Annotated in this window: 18 protein-coding genes; all 18 read left to right on the top strand. The window is 45.9% G+C overall.

Features of this window, described 5'->3' with window-relative positions; all coding sequences use genetic code 11:
• The first annotated feature begins 147 nt into the window (after window positions 1-147).
• Complete coding sequence (purE, locus tag J2S23_RS03115) at window positions 148-636, top strand: 5-(carboxyamino)imidazole ribonucleotide mutase (protein ID WP_307121310.1); 489 nt, start codon at window positions 148-150, stop codon at window positions 634-636.
• Window positions 623-1,702 (top strand): 5-(carboxyamino)imidazole ribonucleotide synthase, encoded by a 1,080-nt coding sequence (gene purK / locus J2S23_RS03110; RefSeq protein ID WP_307121309.1) that lies wholly within the window; start codon window positions 623-625, stop codon window positions 1,700-1,702. Before purE ends, purK begins: the two co-directional genes overlap by 14 nt.
• Before the next feature lie 21 nt (window positions 1,703-1,723).
• Complete coding sequence (purB, locus tag J2S23_RS03105; RefSeq protein ID WP_307121308.1) at window positions 1,724-3,016, top strand: adenylosuccinate lyase; 1,293 nt, start codon at window positions 1,724-1,726, stop codon at window positions 3,014-3,016.
• Window positions 3,017-3,360: 344 nt separating this feature from the next.
• A complete protein-coding gene (rsgA, locus tag J2S23_RS03100; protein WP_307121307.1) occupies window positions 3,361-4,245 on the top strand; it encodes a ribosome small subunit-dependent GTPase A in 885 nt (294 codons plus the stop codon).
• 35 nt (window positions 4,246-4,280) lie between these two features.
• Entirely contained in the window at window positions 4,281-4,940 is a 660-nt protein-coding gene (gene rpe, locus J2S23_RS03095; protein ID WP_307121306.1) for a ribulose-phosphate 3-epimerase, read from the top strand.
• Window positions 4,933-5,559, top strand: a complete 627-nt coding sequence (locus J2S23_RS03090) for a thiamine diphosphokinase (protein ID WP_307121305.1) — start codon at window positions 4,933-4,935, stop codon at window positions 5,557-5,559. The genes rpe and J2S23_RS03090 overlap by 8 nt, the downstream gene beginning before the upstream one ends.
• A gap of 2 nt (window positions 5,560-5,561) precedes the next feature.
• The gene (locus J2S23_RS03085) at window positions 5,562-6,848 is read left to right on the top strand and encodes a DNA recombination protein RmuC (protein WP_307121304.1); all 1,287 of its coding nucleotides are present in this window, start codon (window positions 5,562-5,564) and stop codon (window positions 6,846-6,848) included.
• Window positions 6,849-6,889: 41 nt separating this feature from the next.
• Complete coding sequence (locus J2S23_RS03080) at window positions 6,890-7,828, top strand: 3'-5' exoribonuclease YhaM family protein (protein ID WP_307121303.1); 939 nt, start codon at window positions 6,890-6,892, stop codon at window positions 7,826-7,828.
• 92 nt (window positions 7,829-7,920) lie between these two features.
• On the top strand, window positions 7,921-8,736 hold the full coding sequence (purR, locus tag J2S23_RS03075; RefSeq protein ID WP_307121302.1) for a pur operon repressor: 816 nt from the start codon (window positions 7,921-7,923) through the stop codon (window positions 8,734-8,736).
• A 228-nt stretch (window positions 8,737-8,964) separates the two neighbouring features.
• Window positions 8,965-9,804 carry a BglG family transcription antiterminator LicT gene (gene licT / locus J2S23_RS03070; RefSeq protein ID WP_307121301.1) on the top strand — a complete coding sequence of 280 codons (840 nt, stop codon included), beginning with the start codon at window positions 8,965-8,967 and terminating at the stop codon, window positions 9,802-9,804.
• 71 nt (window positions 9,805-9,875) lie between these two features.
• Window positions 9,876-11,732, top strand: a complete 1,857-nt coding sequence (locus tag J2S23_RS03065; RefSeq protein WP_307121300.1) for a beta-glucoside-specific PTS transporter subunit IIABC — start codon at window positions 9,876-9,878, stop codon at window positions 11,730-11,732.
• 337 nt (window positions 11,733-12,069) lie between these two features.
• Entirely contained in the window at window positions 12,070-12,483 is a 414-nt protein-coding gene (gene rpsL, locus J2S23_RS03060; RefSeq protein ID WP_307121299.1) for a 30S ribosomal protein S12, read from the top strand.
• Between the two features lie 16 nt (window positions 12,484-12,499).
• The gene (rpsG, locus tag J2S23_RS03055) at window positions 12,500-12,970 is read left to right on the top strand and encodes a 30S ribosomal protein S7 (RefSeq protein ID WP_307121298.1); all 471 of its coding nucleotides are present in this window, start codon (window positions 12,500-12,502) and stop codon (window positions 12,968-12,970) included.
• Between the two features lie 328 nt (window positions 12,971-13,298).
• Entirely contained in the window at window positions 13,299-15,380 is a 2,082-nt protein-coding gene (gene fusA / locus J2S23_RS03050; RefSeq protein WP_307121297.1) for an elongation factor G, read from the top strand.
• Window positions 15,381-15,619: 239 nt separating this feature from the next.
• The gene (gene gap, locus J2S23_RS03045) at window positions 15,620-16,630 is read left to right on the top strand and encodes a type I glyceraldehyde-3-phosphate dehydrogenase (protein ID WP_307121296.1); all 1,011 of its coding nucleotides are present in this window, start codon (window positions 15,620-15,622) and stop codon (window positions 16,628-16,630) included.
• Between the two features lie 48 nt (window positions 16,631-16,678).
• Window positions 16,679-17,449 (top strand): TatD family hydrolase, encoded by a 771-nt coding sequence (locus J2S23_RS03040; RefSeq protein ID WP_307121295.1) that lies wholly within the window; start codon window positions 16,679-16,681, stop codon window positions 17,447-17,449.
• Entirely contained in the window at window positions 17,421-18,020 is a 600-nt protein-coding gene (gene rnmV, locus J2S23_RS03035) for a ribonuclease M5 (RefSeq protein ID WP_307121294.1), read from the top strand. The genes J2S23_RS03040 and rnmV overlap by 29 nt, the downstream gene beginning before the upstream one ends.
• A gap of 47 nt (window positions 18,021-18,067) precedes the next feature.
• Window positions 18,068-18,940 carry a 16S rRNA (adenine(1518)-N(6)/adenine(1519)-N(6))-dimethyltransferase RsmA gene (rsmA, locus tag J2S23_RS03030; RefSeq protein ID WP_307121293.1) on the top strand — a complete coding sequence of 291 codons (873 nt, stop codon included), beginning with the start codon at window positions 18,068-18,070 and terminating at the stop codon, window positions 18,938-18,940.
• Window positions 18,941-18,972: the final 32 nt, after the last annotated feature.

Raw genomic sequence — 18,972 nt, 5'->3', positions numbered from 1 at the left:
CTCGCCGCAGTGAAACCATGCGAGAAGTATACCCGCATGGGCGGAGGTTGAGAGACCTTAGGCTCGAAACCTAGCAATGAAATCCCGAAGGGAGTTGCTTGCGTCCCAAGCACCTAAGAAAAGTGGTAAAAGAAAAGGAAAATTTCTATGAACCCAATCATTTCCATTATCATGGGCTCCAGCTCCGACTGGTCCACCATGCAAAAAGCAGCCCAAGTCCTCGATGACTTCGGTGTCCCTTATGAAAAGAAAGTTGTCTCTGCCCACCGTACTCCAGACCTCATGTTTCAGCATGCCGAGGAGGCTCGCGGTCGTGGCATCAAGGTCATCATCGCAGGTGCAGGCGGAGCGGCCCACTTGCCAGGTATGGTGGCGGCTAAGACGACGCTTCCGGTCATAGGTGTCCCCGTCAAATCCCGCGCCCTTTCTGGTCTAGACTCGCTCTACTCCATCGTTCAGATGCCAGGTGGCGTGCCTGTGGCGACCATGGCGATTGGAGAAGCAGGAGGGACCAATGCAGCTCTGACTGCCCTTCGGATTCTCTCGATTGAAGACGCGCAGATTGCCCAGCAGTTGGCAGAGTTTGCTGTTCAGCAAGGAAAAATTGCGGAGGCCATGACAGATGACCTCAACTAACCCAAGCAAAACCATCGGAATCATCGGCGGTGGCCAACTTGGCCAGATGATGGCTATTTCAGCCATCTACATGGGCCACAAGGTCATTGCCCTAGACCCAGCTGCAGACTGCCCAGCTTCCCGCGTGGCAGAGATGATTGAGGCTCCCTATGATGATGTGGATGCCCTTAGCCAGCTAGCGGAACGCTGCGACGTTCTCACTTATGAATTTGAAAATGTGGATGCGGATGGTCTGGATGCAGTTGTCTCAGAGGGCCAACTCCCGCAAGGGACTGATCTCCTGCGTATCTCACAAAACCGTATTTTTGAAAAAGACTTCCTCGCTAATGAAGCAGGGGTCACAGTAGCTCCCTATCGGGTGATTGCGTCTGCTCAGGACCTAGACGGTCTGGATTTTAGCAAAAAATACGTGCTAAAGACAGCAACCGGAGGCTACGATGGCCACGGTCAGGTTGTCATTAAAGGCCCAGAGGATCTCGCAGAAGCCAAAGCCTTAGCAGAAACCACAAACTGTGTTCTAGAAGAATTTGTCGCCTTTGATTTGGAGATTTCTGTCTTGATTTCAGGTAATGGCCAGGAGTTCACTGTTTTTCCTGTCCAAGAAAACCAGCACCGGAACAACATCCTCTCGAAAACCATTGTTCCAGCTCGGATCTCAGATGCCTTGGCTCAAAAAGCCCAAGAAATGGCACAAAAAATTGCCCAGCAGTTGCACTTAGCTGGGACGCTCTGTGTGGAACTCTTCGTGGCAGGTGACGAGATCTTGGTCAATGAAATCGCCCCTCGCCCCCATAACTCAGGCCATTATTCCATTGAAGCCTGCAATTTCTCCCAGTTTGACACCCATATCCTGGGAGTGCTCGGAGCACCCCTTCCTGAGATTGAACTCCTTCGCCCAGCCGTTATGCTCAATGTTCTCGGACAAGACATGGCAGCAGCGCAAGCTTTTTGTACCCAAAACCCTAGCGCCCACCTCCACCTTTATGGTAAACTAGAAGCAAAGGACAACCGCAAGATGGGACATGTGACGGTGTTGACAGATAAACCGGATAGTTGCAATTTATAGAAAATTAAATAAGGAGAACCCATGTTACAACGTTATTCCCGCCCTGAGATGGCGGCCATTTGGAGTGAAGAAAATAAGTACAAGGCTTGGCTAGAGGTAGAAATCCTCGCTGACGAGGCCTGGGCTGAGCTGGGGGAAATCCCCAAGGAAGATGTGGCCCTCATTCGTGAGAAGGCTGGCTTTGACATTGACCGGATTTTAGAGATTGAAGAGGAGACCCGTCACGATGTGGTGGCCTTCACCCGCGCGGTGTCTGAGACCCTGGGCGAAGAGCGCAAGTGGGTCCACTATGGCCTGACCTCGACCGACGTGGTCGACACGGCTTATGGCTACCTCTACAAGCAGGCCAACGACATTATCCGCAAGGATTTGTCTAATTTTACGCAGATTGTGGCCGACAAGGCGCGTGAGCATAAGTACACTATCATGATGGGCCGGACCCACGGGGTGCATGCGGAGCCTACGACCTTTGGTCTCAAGCTGGCAACCTGGTACAGCGAGATGAAGCGCAATCAAGAGCGCTTCGAGCGTGCAGCTGCTGGGGTTGAGGCTGGAAAAATTTCTGGAGCCGTTGGGAACTTTGCCAATATTCCTCCATTCGTCGAGGAGTATGTCTGTGACAAACTGGGCATTCGTCCGCAAGAAATTTCGACCCAGGTCCTCCCACGTGATCTCCACGCAGAATACTTTGCGGTACTAGCCAGCATCGCGACATCCATTGAGCGCATGGCGACCGAGATCCGTGGCCTGCAAAAATCAGAGCAACGCGAAGTTGAAGAATTCTTTGCCAAGGGCCAAAAGGGCAGCTCTGCCATGCCCCATAAACGCAACCCGATTGGCTCTGAAAACATGACAGGACTGGCTCGTGTCATCCGTGGTCACATGGTGACCGCTTATGAAAATGTGCCTCTTTGGCATGAGCGGGACATTTCCCACTCATCCGCGGAGCGCATCATTACGCCAGACACGACCATCCTCATCAACTACATGCTCAACCGCTTTGGCAATATCGTCAAGAACTTGACGGTCTTCCCAGAAAACATGATCCGCAACATGAACTCGACCTTTGGCCTCATTTACAGCCAACGCGTTATGCTCAAGTTGATTGAAAAAGGCATGACCCGGGAGGAAGCCTATGACTTGGTGCAGCCAAAGACGGCTCATTCTTGGGACAACCAAGTGGACTTCAAACCGCTTTTGGAAGCTGATGAAAAAGTCACTGCCAAGTTAAGCCAAGCAGAAATCGACGAACTCTTTGACCCAAGTTATTATGCCAAACGTGTGGATGAAGTATTTGAACGTATTGGTCTGTGATTTTAGATTTCCTTAAGAAAAAATTGAGTTTTATTTAAGGCTCGGGCGTTAAACTACTAACAATCCAGTAAGAAACGACTGGATCTCCTAAATTTTTTCTTTTTCATATCTCCGAGAAGAGTCAGGTTTTTGCCTGATTTTTCTTTTTGTGTTGCAGTATTATTTTCGATTAGAGGATTATAACTATAGATTAGAAGACTATTTTGATTTTGAGGAAAAGAGAAGAGAAGAAGAGTTTTGGCTTAAACAAACTATTTGAATGAATAGGATCTATTGGCAGGCTATCTGAGCAGAAGCGCGCGATTTTTGGTATAATAAAGACACTACATTTCAAGGAGTTTTCATTGCAAGGGATTATTGTTAAAGCTTTGGCGGGCTTTTATTACGTCGAATCAGAAGGTCGGGTCTACCAGACCCGGGCTAGAGGAAATTTTCGCAAGAAAGGCCAGACCCCCTATGTTGGTGATTGGGTCGACTTTTCAGCTGAAGAAAATTCAGAAGGCTATATTCTCAGCATTCATGACCGAAAAAACAGTCTCGTCCGTCCCCCTATTGTCAATATCGATCAGGCAGTCATTGTTATGTCAGCCAAAGAGCCTGATTTTAGTCTCAACCTCCTTGATCGTTTCTTGATCCTCCTTGAACATAAGCAAATCCACCCCATTGTCTATTTGACCAAGCGCGACCTGTTAAGGCCTGATGAGCTGGCTGGGTTTGATCAGATCAAGCACCTTTATGAGGCGATTGGTTATGACTTTATTTGGGACATGGCAGAGCTCCCAGAACTGCTGGATCAGAAAATCACCGTTTTTATGGGACAGACAGGGGTTGGCAAGTCCACCTTGCTCAATAAAATCGCGCCAGAACTTGGGCTAGAAACAGGGGCGATTTCAGACAGCTTGGGCCGCGGCCGCCATACCACACGTGCCGTCAGTTTTTACAACCTTTATGGGGGAAAAATTGCTGACACACCAGGCTTCTCGTCGCTCGATTACGAAGTGTCTGATAGTGAGACCCTCAATGCCTGCTTCCCTGACATCAAACAGCTGTCCCAAGACTGTAAATTTAGGACCTGTACCCATACCCATGAACCAGGCTGTGCCGTCAAGCCGGCAGTAGCGTCCAGTGACTTGGCTCAAAGTCGCTATGACAATTACCTGCTCTTCTTGAGTGAAATTGAAAATCGTCGCGAAACTTACAAAAAAGTTGCTAAAAAAGGACCAAAATAAGTCCAAAAACACGAATGAAAAAGAAAGAGGCTATTATGACATCTTATAAAATCGCCCCATCTATTCTGGCAGCAGACTATGCCAATTTTGAATCGGAACTCAAGCGCATCGAAGCCTCAGGCAGCGAGTATGTTCACATTGATATCATGGATGGTCATTTTGTGCCAAATATCAGTTTCGGTGCAGATGTGGTCGCTAGCATGCGCCCGCACAGCAAGCTCGTTTTTGATTGCCACCTCATGGTTTCCAATCCTGAAGCCCATATCGAGAGCTTTGCCCGAGCAGGTGCAGATATCATGACCATTCACGTTGAGGCAACACCTCACATTCACGGCGCCCTTCAAAAGATCAAGGCAGCAGGCATGAAGGCTGGAGTTGTTCTGAACCCTGGGACACCAGTTGCCAGCATTGCCCATGTCCTAAACCTGGTGGACCAAGTCCTCGTCATGACCGTTAATCCTGGATTTGGTGGCCAAGCTTTTATCCCTGAGATGCAAGACAAGATTGCAGAAATCGTTCGCCTTCGTGAGGAGAAAGGTTTGACCTTTGACATCGAAGTGGACGGGGGCATTGATGATAAGACCATCGCCCTGACCCGTGATGCAGGTGCCAACGTCTTTGTGGCGGGCTCCTATGTCTTTAAGGGCGATGTGACGGAGCGCGTGACAACCCTCAAGGAGGCCCTCAATGGCTAGATGGGGACTCTTAGCTGGTGGCCCCTCTTCGGAGTTTCCGCTCATGTTTGACGCCTATGCAGGCGTCGATGGCGGAGCAGTTAAGCTATTGGAGCAAGGGGTCACTTTGGACTTAGCTATTGGAGATTTTGATTCCATTGAGGATAACCAGCTGGCCCAGGTCAAAGACCAGGCCAAGCGCGTGGTGGCAGCCTCGGCTGAAAAAGACGACACCGACCTGGAAATGGGCTTAAAAGCCATCTTTGACCAGGACCCAGAAGCCCACGTCACCGTATACGGCGCCCTTGGAGGGCGACTGGATCATAGCCTGTCCAGCGTTTTTCTCCCATCGCACCCTGACCTGACGGCTTATTTGCGGCAGATTCAGGTCGTTGATAGCCAAAACGCCATCACCTACTACCCGCAAGGAGAGCAAACCATTCTTCCTCTGTCTGGCTATGATTATGTGGCCTTTATGTTAGAAGGCCAAGGGCAACTGACGATAGCAGGTGCTAAGTATGAGATGGGGCCATCGACCTACTTTAGCCGTAAGGTTTATGGCAGTAACGAATTTAGAGATCAGCCCATTCAGGTCACTGTGCCTGATGGTTATCTGGTCGTCATTTACAGTAAGGATTAAGCATGGAAATCGTTATACTTATCCTCCTCATCGTGGTATTGGTAGCTGTGTTTCTGCTTTGGCAACGCCAGGGTCATCTTCTTGATGATGTCGAGGATATGCTGGATAGCCAGTCGGACCGTATGGCTGACCAGATGAGTTATTTATTAGAGCGCGCAGGCCAGGACCAACTAAGAGACCTGCACCAGGCGACCAGTCAAACCTCTGACCGCTTGACAGATGTCCGCAAGGACCTTTACCAAAACCTAACCGAGATGCGGCAAGACATCACCCAAAACTTGGACCAAAACCGCACGGTGCTCAGTCAGGGCCTTCAGCAGATGCAGGCCTCAAACGAGACTAAACTGGAAGCCATGCGGCAGACAGTTGAGGAAAAGCTGGAACGCACCCTTCAAACACGGTTACAAAGTTCCTTTGAGACAGTTTCCAAGCAGTTGGAATCCGTGAATAAGGGGCTTGGAGAGATGCAGACAGTGGCACGGGATGTCGGAAGCCTCAGCAAGGTCCTGTCTGGAACTAAGACACGGGGAATTCTAGGCGAGATTCAACTGGCCCAGATTATCGAGGACATCATGAGCCCGAGTCAGTATGAGCGAGAAATCCCAACCTTATCAGGGTCTACGGACCGTGTGGAATTTGCTATCAAACTCCCTGGCCAAGCCAAGGACGAGCAAGTCTATCTGCCCATTGATGCCAAGTTTCCGTTAGAGGCCTATTACCGTCTGGAAGATGCCTACGAGGCTGGCGACAAGGCTCAGGTTGAGGCGGCTAGAAAAGCCTTATTAGCAAGCGTTAAAGGCTTTGCCAAAGACATCAATAAAAAGTACATCAATCCCCCGGAGACCACCCAGTTTGGCATTCTCTTCTTGCCGACAGAAGGGCTCTATGCGGAGATTGTCAGACAACCGGCCTTTTTTGATGACTTGAGACGGACAGAAAATGTGGTCATCGCTGGCCCATCGACCCTGTCTGCGCTACTCAATTCCCTCTCAGTTGGCTTTAGAACCTTAAACATCCAGCAGTCAGCCGATGATATCAGCAAGATTTTAGGCAATGTCAAGACCGAGTTCGGGAAATTTGGTGGCCTATTGCAAAAGACTCAAGTACAGTTGGACCGAGCGTCTAAGAACATCGATAGCCTTTTGACCACCAGAACCCAGGCGATTGAGCGAGCTCTCCGCACCATTGAAGAATATGGTGGAGAAGGTGACCTGCCAGGCTTGTTATCCTTTGATCAGGAAGCCTTAAACGAGATAGATGAGCACGCTGACAGCACAGATGGAGTTTAAACGCATCGATCCCTTGTCAGATTAGAAAAAATGAGGACACTATGAAAATCAATCAAATGAAAAAAGACGAGCCCTTTGAAGGTTTCTACTTGATTAAGTCGGCAGAGGTCCGTCAGACCAGAGCTGGGAAAGACTACATGGCCTTTACCTTCCAGGACGATACGGGTACCATTGAAGGAAAACTCTGGGATGCTCAGCCCTACAATGTCGCTGAATTTACCTCTGGCAAGGTTGTCTTTATGCGCGGCATGCGTGAGGTCTATAATAACACACCCCAGGTCAATCAAATCAGCCTGCGCTTACCAAAGCTCGATGAGCCAAGCAACCCTGCAGATTTTCAGGAAAAGCCACCAGTGGACATCTCTGATACAAAGGACTACCTGCAGCAGATGATTTTCCGGATTGAGAATGCTACCTGGCAGCGTATCGTTAGGGCGCTTTATGGCAAGTATGAAAAAGAGTTTTACAGCTATCCGGCTGCTAAGACCAATCATCACGCCTTTTATGCTGGCTTGTCCTACCATACGGCAACCATGGTCCGCCTTGCGGATGCCATTGGCGACATTTACCCCCAACTCAACAAAAGTTTGCTCTTTGCGGGAATCATGCTCCATGACCTGGCCAAGGTCATTGAACTTTCTGGGCCAGACGATACGAGCTATACCGTTCGGGGCAATCTGATTGGTCACATTTCACTCATTGATGAGGAAATCACTAAGGTCTTGATCGAATTAGGCATTGATGACACCAAGGAAGAAGTGACGGTCTTGCGTCACGTCATCCTTAGCCATCATGGTCTTCTAGAATATGGAAGTCCCGTGCGCCCGCAGATCATGGAAGCTGAAATCCTTCATATGATTGACAACATCGATGCTGAAATGATGATGATGATTACAGCTTTGGACAAAGTGGCTCCAGGTGAAATGACCAACCGTCTTTTTGCTATGGATAATCGTTCCTTCTATAAACCAAATCTCTAAAAAACGAAAAACGAACTTTTAAATAAAAAAAACGTTCGTTTTTTTGCCTCTTGTGGTATAATAGAAAAAAGAACCAAAAACGAGGAAAACAGATGAAGATTAGACGTAGTGAACGGATGGTGCTGATTTCAAATTACTTGATTAACCATCCTTATGAATTGACCAGCTTGAGCACTTTTGCAGAACGTTATGAATCTGCCAAATCGTCGATTTCTGAGGATATTTCCATCATTAAACGCGCCTTTGAAACCAGTGAAATTGGGGATATCGAGACGATTACTGGAGCTAGCGGTGGGGTCATCTTCACCCCTTCAATTTCAGATCAGGAAGCTCGAAAGGTTGCCATGGACCTCTGTGGGCGTTTGTCTGAGAGCGATCGGATTTTGCCTGGAGGCTATATTTATTTATCGGATTTATTGTCCACGCCTAAAATTTTGAAACAAATAGGCCGTATTATAACCAAAGCTTTTAAGGGACAGCGGATTGACGCCGTTATGACCGTTGCTACAAAAGGGGTTCCTTTGGCAAATGCTGTCGCCGATGTCTTAAATGTTCCCTTTGTCATTGTGCGCCGTGACCTCAAGATCACCGAAGGATCTACTGTATCAGTCAATTATGCATCAGGATCAAGTGGCCGTATTGAGAAAATGTTTCTTTCCAAACGTAGCCTTAAACCAGGTAGCCGTGTCCTTATTGTGGATGACTTCTTGAAGGGCGGCGGAACAATCAATGGGATGGTTAGCCTTTTGACGGAATTTGATAGTACCCTGGCAGGGGTAGCTGTCTTTGCAGACAATGTCCAAGGAGTTCGTGATGAAATGAGCTATAAGTCACTCCTGACAGTGACCAATATCAATATAAAGGATGCTTCTATTGCTGTGCAGTTGGGCAATATCTTTGAAGAGTGATTTAATCGGTCACTAACAATTACAATTAACCGTAGAAAAATCACGGAATCGTAGGTTTAAAGGAAATCTGAGAAAAGGTTGGGTCGCTATCCAGCCTTTTTGATAGCAGGAGAAAGCTTATTGCATTTTTACGCTGGAAGTGCTATCATAAAAAGAGTAATAACAGACAAAAAGCCAAGTTGTTGATAGCACATAGGCAGTCTAACTGAGAAATAAGGGAGGTCTAGCATGGAAGTCATCAAAGTTTTTAACAACAATGTGGTGATGATCCAAGATGCGGATGGCCAAGAAGCTATTGTCATGGGACGTGGCCTAGGCTTTCAAAAGAAGACTGGTGATCAACTGGACCAAGAATTGGTTGAAAAGGTCTTTAAACTATCTGATCAACAATTTAGTCAGGCTGTTTCTGAGCTTTACGTGCAACTCACCCCCAAGGAAGTTGATATCTTCCAAGCCATTATTTCTAAGGCTGCTAAAGTTTTAAAGACGCAGTACAATGAGAGCCTTTATTTAGCTTTGGCGGATCACTTGCATTTTGTCATTGACCGAGCGCAGCAGGGACTGTTCATTAAAAATCCTCTTTCTTTTGAAATCAAAAAATTCTATCAAGAAGAATACCAAGTTGGACTAGAGGCAGTCAAACTGCTCAATGAAAGTTTCAATCTGGAGATTCCTGATGATGAAGCAGCCTCTATCGCTTTGCATTTTGTTAATGCCAAGAAAAATGACCACGAAATGGATCAGACGGTTAAAGTGACGAAGTTGATTCAGGAACTTATCAACCTTGTCCGTCGCTATTATCGCGTTGAGTTTGATGAGGAAAGTGTTTCATACGCCCGTTTTGTCACCCATCTGCAGTACTTTGCCCAGCGTGTTTTAGACGGTCAAGCCTATGCTGAGGGAGATAGTCTCCTTTATGATCAAGTGAAACAAAACTATCCCAAGGCGTTTGCTTGTGCTGAGCTGATTGGAGCCTATGTTTCTAAACAATACCATTTTGATATCTCCCAGGAAGAATTGGTCTACCTGACCATCCATATCCAGCGGACAACGACTAAGATGGATTAACCAAAACATTATATCTACATTCCCTAGTTTCAGCTGAGCTGACTGGGGAATTTTTAAAGTAAGGAATTCTTATGAAAAACTATGAAAGTTTAGCACGCCAATTATTAAATGATGTCGGTGGAGAAACGAATGTCAAAGGTGTGACCCATTGTTTGACGCGCCTGCGCTTCACTCTTAAAGACCGCGCATTAGTCAACACCGAAAGCCTTCAAAATCATCCAGATGTCATGGCAATTGTTGAGGCGGGTGGTCAGTATCAGATTGTTATCGGTAACCATGTGGCCGATGTCTACGATACCTTACTTAGGATCTCAGATCTTCAAAATCGTACGGGAGGGGAAGAGTCAACTAAGGTATTGGATCGCTTCATCAATATGGTATCTGGCATTTTTCAGCCAACCATGGGCGTATTAGCGGCGACTGGGATGCTTAAGGGAATCGTGGCTATGATGGCTTTTTATGGTTTTAATGCTGAAAATAGTGGGCTTTACCTTCTTTTAGAAGCTACTGGTGACGGTTTTTTCCAGTTCTTACCCATGATACTGGCCGTTAATGCATCAAAATACTTCAATCTTAACCAGTTTACAGGTCTTGCGCTAGCGGCAGCCCTTTTGTACCCGTCATTGAACACTGGCCGCGCTCTACCAAGTGCCATAGGTCTTTCCTTATCTGTCCCTATGGGAGGGTACTACCAGACCGTCTTGCCTATTATTGTTGCTGTATCTTTAGCGGCGCAGGTTGAGAAATGGCTAAAGCCAAGGATTCCAGATGTTGTCAAATATTTCATGGTCCCTTTTGTGACCTTATTGGTTGTTGCTCCGTTGACCATCCTTCTTGTAGGGCCCTCCATGGTGACTCTTTCTCAAATGATTGGGCAGGTGTTTCAATGGATTTACGATTTTAGTCCTACCTTAATGGGCTTTGTTTTAGGCGGATTATGGCAATTTTTGGTTATTTTAGGATTGCATTGGGGCTTGATTCCACTGATGACCATTCAGCTTCAAACCAATGGGTTTTCGACCATCCTAGCTATGGTTGCCTTTGTGAATTTTTCGCAACTAGGGTCTATCTTGTCGATTTATTTGAAAAGCAAGGAGGCCAAAACGAAACGCTTGGTTCTACCGTCTGCTGTATCGGCTTTCTTTGGAATCACCGAGCCTGCTATATATGGGATTAGTCTCCCTATGCGCTGGCCGTTCGTCTTAAGCAGCTTGGGTGGCGCCATCCAAGGAGCATTTATTGGTTGGGCGGGAGCCCATACTTATCAGATGGGGGGCTTAGGACTATTTGCCTTGACCACATTTGTCGTGCCCGATGGGTCAGGTGTGGCCAATCTGCTTAAAGCGGTCACAGCTCTTCTATTAGCAACGGTCTCAGGTTTCCTCTTGACTTCCCTACTCAAATTTCCTGAAACAGTAACTCTGGCTGCGGACTTTGAGACAAAGACTTCTGAGAAAAATGAAGTTACAAAAGGGCAATACCTCCTCAAAAGTCCAGTAGACGGTGATGTTGTGCTTCTCGAGGAGATTGCAGATCCAGTCTTTGCTAGTGGTGCCATGGGGCAAGGAATAGCTATTCAGCCCACTAACGATTTCGTGAGTTCTCCTGTCAAAGGGAAAGTCACCTCAATATTTCCAACCAATCATGCCTTGTCCCTTCTATCTGATAAGGGTCTTGAGCTACTCATCCATTTAGGTACTGACACGGTTCAGCTTAATGGGGAAGGATTTGAACGATTAGTAGCTGTCGGTGATGAAGTAGAGGTTGGACAGCCTCTTATCCATTTTGACCGTGAGCGCATCCAGGTCCAAGGCTATGATTTAACAACCGCTATCATTGTAACCAATGCCAACGATTACTTTGATGTTCTTCCAACTATAGAAGGCGATGTCAGGGCAGGGGATCTTCTGCTAACGGTCATTGAATGAAGGAACTAATCAGACCGTTAGTAACAACTATTGCCGCGCTATCATTTTTCAGAATAAGTAACCTGATCCACTGTTTTGTCCCTGACATAAATTTTAAAAAGTGCCCTTTTCAAAGATGAGGAACCCAGATAACAAATCAATGACAGTTTCTCAAAAAGAGAGCAGAAGTGTTTGACAGTCATCTCCTATTGTGGTACTATATAAGACGGTACTTTTTACTTTTGGTCTCTCAAAAGTGTACAGAGACGTGCTGACAAATGTTGCAAAAGTACACCGCGATAGAGGCTGTCACCAAGCGCTCTATCAACCAAAATTAAAAAAACACAGGAGTATGTAGATGCCTACAATTAACCAATTGGTTCGCAAACCGCGTAAATCAAAAGTAGAAAAATCTAAATCACCAGCTTTGAACGTTGGCTATAACAGCCACCGCAAAGTGACAACAAATGTTTCATCACCACAAAAACGTGGTGTAGCAACACGTGTTGGGACAATGACACCTAAAAAACCTAACTCAGCCCTTCGTAAATTTGCCCGTGTCCGTTTGAGCAACTTGATCGAAGTAACAGCTTACATCCCAGGTATCGGCCACAACTTGCAAGAGCACAGTGTTGTTCTTATCCGTGGTGGACGTGTAAAAGACCTTCCAGGGGTACGTTACCATATCGTTCGTGGTGCACTTGATACTGCAGGTGTAAACGATCGTAAACAAGGCCGTTCTAAATACGGTACTAAACGTCCAAAAGGCTAAGAAGGGAGAGTAACTAATGAGTCGTAAAAATAGAGCGCCAAAACGTGAAGTATTGGCAGATCCATTGTATCATTCACAAATTGTTACCCGTTTGATCAACCGTCTTATGCTTGATGGTAAACGTGGTACGGCAGCAAGCATCGTTTACGGTGCCTTTGACTACATCAAAGAAGCAACTGGCAACGAGCCACTTGAAGTTTTTGAAACAGCTATGGAAAACATCATGCCACTCTTGGAAGTCCGTGCCCGCCGTGTCGGTGGTTCTAACTACCAAGTACCGGTTGAAGTTCGTCCAGAGCGTCGTACAACTTTAGGTCTTCGTTGGTTGGTAACGATCGCTCGTAACCGTGGTGAGCACACTATGGTTGAGCGTTTGGCGAAAGAAATTCTTGACGCATCTAATAACACAGGTGCAGCAGTTAAGAAACGTGAAGACACCCACCGTATGGCAGAAGCCAACCGTGCCTTCGCACACTTCCGTTGGTAAGATTAAGATGAGGGTGTTAAAAACGCCAAGTGAAAATAGGGAAGTGACACAGTGTCTGAAAGACACAAGGAACTTCATCATTTTCACACAGCGTATAGCCCTAGCTCAATTCTAAGATACGAGAGCGTTAAACAAGTTCTAGGCAAAATAGGAAAAGCGACGACTAAGCATAAGCTTCTAGGAGATTTTATCTTTTTATTAGTGACTTGTAGCTCGAGTTCAATTAAAACCATAATCTTTTAAGAACGGGTAGGTCCTGCCTATCCGTTTTTATACCAATTATGGTATACTAACACTGTAAACAAAAAATATAGGAGAAACAAACCTCATGGCACGCGAATTTTCACTTGCAAAAACTCGTAACATCGGTATCATGGCCCACGTCGATGCCGGTAAAACAACCACTACTGAGCGTATCTTGTACTACACAGGTAAAATCCACAAAATCGGTGAAACACACGAAGGTGCGTCACAAATGGACTGGATGGAACAAGAACAAGAGCGTGGGATTACAATCACATCCGCTGCGACAACAGCGCAATGGGATGGCCACCGCGTAAACATCATCGATACCCCAGGACACGTGGACTTCACAATCGAAGTACAACGTTCTCTCCGTGTATTGGATGGTGCTGTGACCGTTCTTGACTCACAATCAGGTGTTGAGCCTCAAACAGAAACTGTTTGGCGCCAAGCAACTGAGTATAAAGTACCACGTATCGTATTTGCCAACAAAATGGACAAAATCGGTGCTGACTTCCTTTACTCAGTATCTACCCTTCATGACCGTCTTCAAGCGAATGCTCATCCAATTCAATTGCCAATCGGTTCTGAGGATGATTTCCGTGGTATCATCGACTTGATCAAGATGAAAGCTGAAATCTATACGAACGACCTTGGTACAGATATTCTTGAAGAAGATATTCCAGCTGATATGCTTGAAATGGCTGAAGAATACCGTGAAAAATTGGTTGAAGCTGTTGCTGAAACAGATGAAGACTTGATGATGAAATACCTCGAAGGTGAAGAAATCACTAACGAAGAATTGAAAGCTGGTATCCGTAAAGCGACAATCAACGTTGAATTCTTCCCAGTACTTTGTGGTTCTGCCTTCAAAAACAAGGGTGTTCAATTGATGCTTGATGCGGTTATTGACTACTTGCCGAGCCCACTTGATATCCCAGCAATCAAAGGTATCAACCCAGATACAGAAGCTGAAGAAACTCGTCCTGCATCTGATGAAGAGCCATTTGCGGCCCTTGCCTTCAAGATCATGACTGACCCATTCGTAGGTCGTCTGACGTTCTTCCGTGTCTACTCAGGTGTCCTTAACTCAGGTTCATATGTCTTGAACACTTCTAAAGGCAAACGTGAGCGTATCGGACGTATCCTTCAAATGCACGCGAACAGCCGTCAAGAAATTGAAGTGGTATACGCTGGTGATATTGCTGCTGCTGTTGGTTTGAAAGATACCACTACTGGTGATTCATTGACTGATGAAAAAGCAAAAATCATCCTTGAGTCAATCGATGTTCCAGAACCGGTTATCCAATTGATGGTTGAGCCTAAGTCTAAAGCAGACCAAGATAAGATGGGTGTTGCCCTTCAAAAATTGGCTGAAGAAGATCCAACTTTCCGTGTTGAAACTAACCCAGAAACTGGTGAAACAGTTATCTCTGGTATGGGTGAGTTGCACTTGGATGTCCTTGTTGACCGTATGAAACGTGAATTCAAGGTTGAAGCAAACGTTGGTGCGCCTCAAGTATCTTACCGTGAAACCTTCCGTGCTTCTACGCAAGCCCGTGGATTCTTCAAACGCCAATCTGGTGGTAAAGGTCAATTCGGTGATGTTTGGATTGAGTTCACTCCAAACGAAGAAGGTAAAGGATTTGAATTCGAGAACGCTATTGTCGGTGGTGTGGTTCCTCGTGAATTCGTACCAGCCGTTGAAAAAGGGTTGATTGAATCTATGGCAAACGGTGTCCTTGCTGGTTACCCAATGGTTGACGTGAAAGCGAAACTTTACGATGGTTCATACCATGATGTCGATTCATCTGAGACTGCCTTTAAGGTTGCGGCATCACTTGCCCTTAAAGAAGCTGCGAAAACTGCACAACCATCTATCCTTGAACCAATGATGCTCGTAACCATCACTGCACCAGAAGATAACCTTGGTGACGTTATGGGTCACGTGACTGCTCGTCGTGGTCGTGTGGATGGTATGGAAGCACGTGGTAACACTCAAGTCGTTCGTGCCTATGTACCACTTGCTGAAATGTTTGGTTACGCAACAGTTCTTCGTTCAGCGACTCAAGGTCGTGGTACCTTCATGATGGTCTTTGACCACTACGAAGATGTGCCTAAGTCTGTTCAAGAAGACATTATCAAGAAAAACAAAGGCGAAGCATAAGAGCTTTGTTAGGGGGACCGTAAGGTCTCCTTTTTTTAGTCCGATGACTGATCGTAAAACATTATGTCGTGATAAACAATTGGCTAGTATATGAAAAAATCTTGCAAAAGGTCTTGAAAAGTTATATAATAGAAATGTTGAAAGGTTTACTGGAATACTTCTAAGTGACTTATTTCACAATAACGTAGAGGCTTGCCTCTGAACAAATATTTTTGATTTTCATAAGGAGGGAATCACACATGGTAGTTAAAGTTGGTATTAACGGTTTCGGACGTATCGGTCGTCTTGCTCTCCGTCGTATCCAAAATGTTGAAGGTGTTGAAGTTGTTCGTATTAACGACTTGACTGACCCAGCAATGCTTGCACATCTTTTGAAATATGATACAACTCAAGGTCGTTTCGACGGTACTGTTGAAGTTGTTGACGGTGGTTTCAATGTGAATGGTGACTTCATCGCTGTTTCAGCTGAACCAGACCCAACAAAAATTGACTGGGCTTCTCAAGAAGTAGATATCGTATTGGAAGCAACTGGTTTCTTTGCTTCTAAAGAAGGCGCTGAAAAACACTTGCACGAAAATGGTGCTAAAAAAGTTGTTATCACAGCACCTGGTGGTAACGATGTTAAGACTGTTGTATTTAACACTAACCATGATATCCTCGATGGTTCTGAAACAGTTATCTCTGGTGCATCATGTACAACTAACTGTTTGGCACCAATGGCTAAAGCTCTTCACGATGCATTTGGTATCCAACAAGGTTTGATGACAACTATCCACGGTTACACTGGTGACCAAATGACTTTGGATGCTCCACACCGTAAAGGCGACTTCCGTCGTGCACGTGCTGCTGCAGCTAACATCGTTCCTAACTCAACTGGTGCTGCTAAAGCAATCGGTCTTGTTATTCCTGACTTGAACGGTAAACTTGACGGTGCTGCTCAACGTGTTCCAGTTCCAACAGGTTCTGTAACTGAATTGGTAACTGTTTTGGACAAAGATGTTACTGTTGATGAAATCAACAAAGTGATGAAAGAAGCAGCTAACGATTCATACGGTTACACTGAAGACGAAATCGTTTCTTCAGATATCGTAGGTAGCTCATTTGGTTCATTGTTTGATGCTACTCAAACTAAAGTGTTGACTGTAGACGGTAAACAATTGGTTAAAACTGTATCTTGGTATGACAACGAAATGTCATACACTGCGCAATTGGTTCGTACGCTTGAGTACTTCGCAAAAATTGCTAAATAATAACAAATGAGAGAGCTTCGGCTCTCTTTTTTGTGTTACAATAGAACCATGGAAATTTTTGATACGCACACACATTTAAATATAGAAACATTTTGTGGCCGAGAAGCAGACGAGTTGGCTTTAGCCCAAGAAATGGGCGTGATGCTTCACAATGTGGTTGGATTTGACCACACAACCATCGAGAAGGCGATTGAGCTAGCTGAGCGGTTTCCACAGGTTTATGCTACCATCGGTTGGCATCCAACGGAGGCCGGAAGTTATACAAAAGAGACGGAGATCTATCTACGCAAGAAACTTCAACACCAAAAAGTCCTTGCACTTGGAGAAATCGGTCTAGATTATTACTGGATGGAGGATCCACAGGATGTGCAGGAAGCCGTATTTCGCCGTCAAATCCAGCTGTCCAAAGAGCTGGACTTGCCCTTTGTGGTCCACACAAGAGATGCTTTAGACGATACTTATGCCGTGATTGCCAGTGAGGGCGTTGGGCCCCGTGGTGGGATTATGCACTCTTACTCGGGCTCTTGGGGAATGGCAGAGCGATTTATGGACTTGGGCATGATGATTTCTCTATCTGGTGTGGTGACCTTTAAGAAGTCTGAGGACTTGCATGAAGTCGCGACAAAAATCCCACTGGATAAACTCTTGGTGGAGACAGACGCTCCCTACTTAGCTCCAGTACCAAAACGTGGCAGGGAAAACAAGACGGCCTATACCCGCTATGTGGTTGAGAAAATTGCAGACCTAAAAGGTCTATCTGTTGAAGAAGTCGCTAAAGCCACAACAGAAAATGCAAAGAGGTTTTTCAAACTTGACTGAGAAAAAGATCATCCAAGAAGTGATTGTGGTCGAAGGAAAAGATGATACTGCTAACTTGAAAAGATTCTATGATGTAGACACCTATGAAACTAGAGGATCTGCGATCACCGATGAGGATTTGGAGCGAATTGACCGTTTAAATGAGTTGCGTGGCGTGATCGTCTTTACAGATCCAGACTTCAATGGCGAACGTATCCGAAAATTAATCATGGAGGCAGCTCCAACGGCAAAACATGCTTTTTTAAATCGTGAAGAAGCTGCACCGGGTTCCAAGTCTAAGGGGCGCTCACTAGGAGTTGAGCATGCTTGTTTTGAGGATTTAGAAAAAGCCCTGTCTCGTGTACTGGGCTCTTATGATGATGAGAATCATTTTGATATCGCGACCTCCGATCTAATAGCATTAGGTTTTCTCATGGGGAGCGATAGCCGCAAACGCCGGGAATTCCTTGGAGAACAGCTCCGAATAGGTTATACCAACGGCAAACAACTCCTCAAACGCTTGGAACTCTTTGGGCTGACCTTGGAAGACATTGAGCAAGCGATGAGAAAGTATGAGGATAGTTCTTATTGACATAATGTGATATGATATTTTAAGATATCGAAATAGAAAGAAAACAGATGAGAATTGCAGATTACAGTGTGACCAAGGCGGTTTTGGACCGTCACGGCTTCACCTTTAAGAAATCCTTCGGTCAGAACTTTTTGACCGATACCAATATTTTACAAAAAATCGTGGATACGGCTGAGATTGACAAGTCGGTCAACGTCATTGAGATTGGCCCTGGTATTGGGGCTTTGACAGAATTTTTGGCTGAAAATGCAGCCGAGGTCATGGCCTTTGAGATTGATGACCGCTTGATTCCGATTTTGGCGGATACCTTGCGCGATTTTGACAATGTCCAAGTGGTCAATCAGGATATTTTGAAGGCGGATTTGCAGACCCAAATCAAGGCTTTTAAGAATCCAGACTTGCCCATCAAGATTGTGGCTAACCTGCCCTACTACATTACCACGCCGATCCTTATGCACCTGATTGAGAGCAAGATTCCTTTTTCAGAATTTGTGGTCATGATGCAAAAAGAGGTGGCAGACCGGATTTCAGCTGAGCCAAACACCAAGGCCTATGGTTCCTTGTCCATCGCAGTCCAGTACTACATGACGGCCAAGGTGGCCTTTATCGTGCCACGGACCGTTTTTGTGCCTGCTCCCAATGTGGACTCGGCTATTTTGAAGATGGTTCGTCGGGAACAACCCTTGGTTGAGGTCAAAGATGAGGATTTTTTGTTCCGCGTATCCAAGGCCAGTTTTGTCCACCGCAGAAAGACCCTGTGGAATAACTTGACCAATCATTTTGGTAAATCAGAAGAGATTAAAAGCCAGTTGGAAAAAGCCTTAAGTCAGGCAGGCCTAGCACCGTCTGTTCGAGGCGAAGCGCTCGGTCTTGAAGATTTTGCCCGGCTAGCAGATGCACTTCAGGAAGCAGGGCTCTAAAAAATGGACTACCAAGAGTTGCTTTATGGCAA

It is taken from the genome of Streptococcus moroccensis (assembly GCF_030812835.1).
Classification (GTDB): domain Bacteria; phylum Bacillota; class Bacilli; order Lactobacillales; family Streptococcaceae; genus Streptococcus; species Streptococcus moroccensis.
Note: the sequence above shows the minus strand (reverse complement) of the source record. Positions and strands in the feature narration are given on the sequence as shown.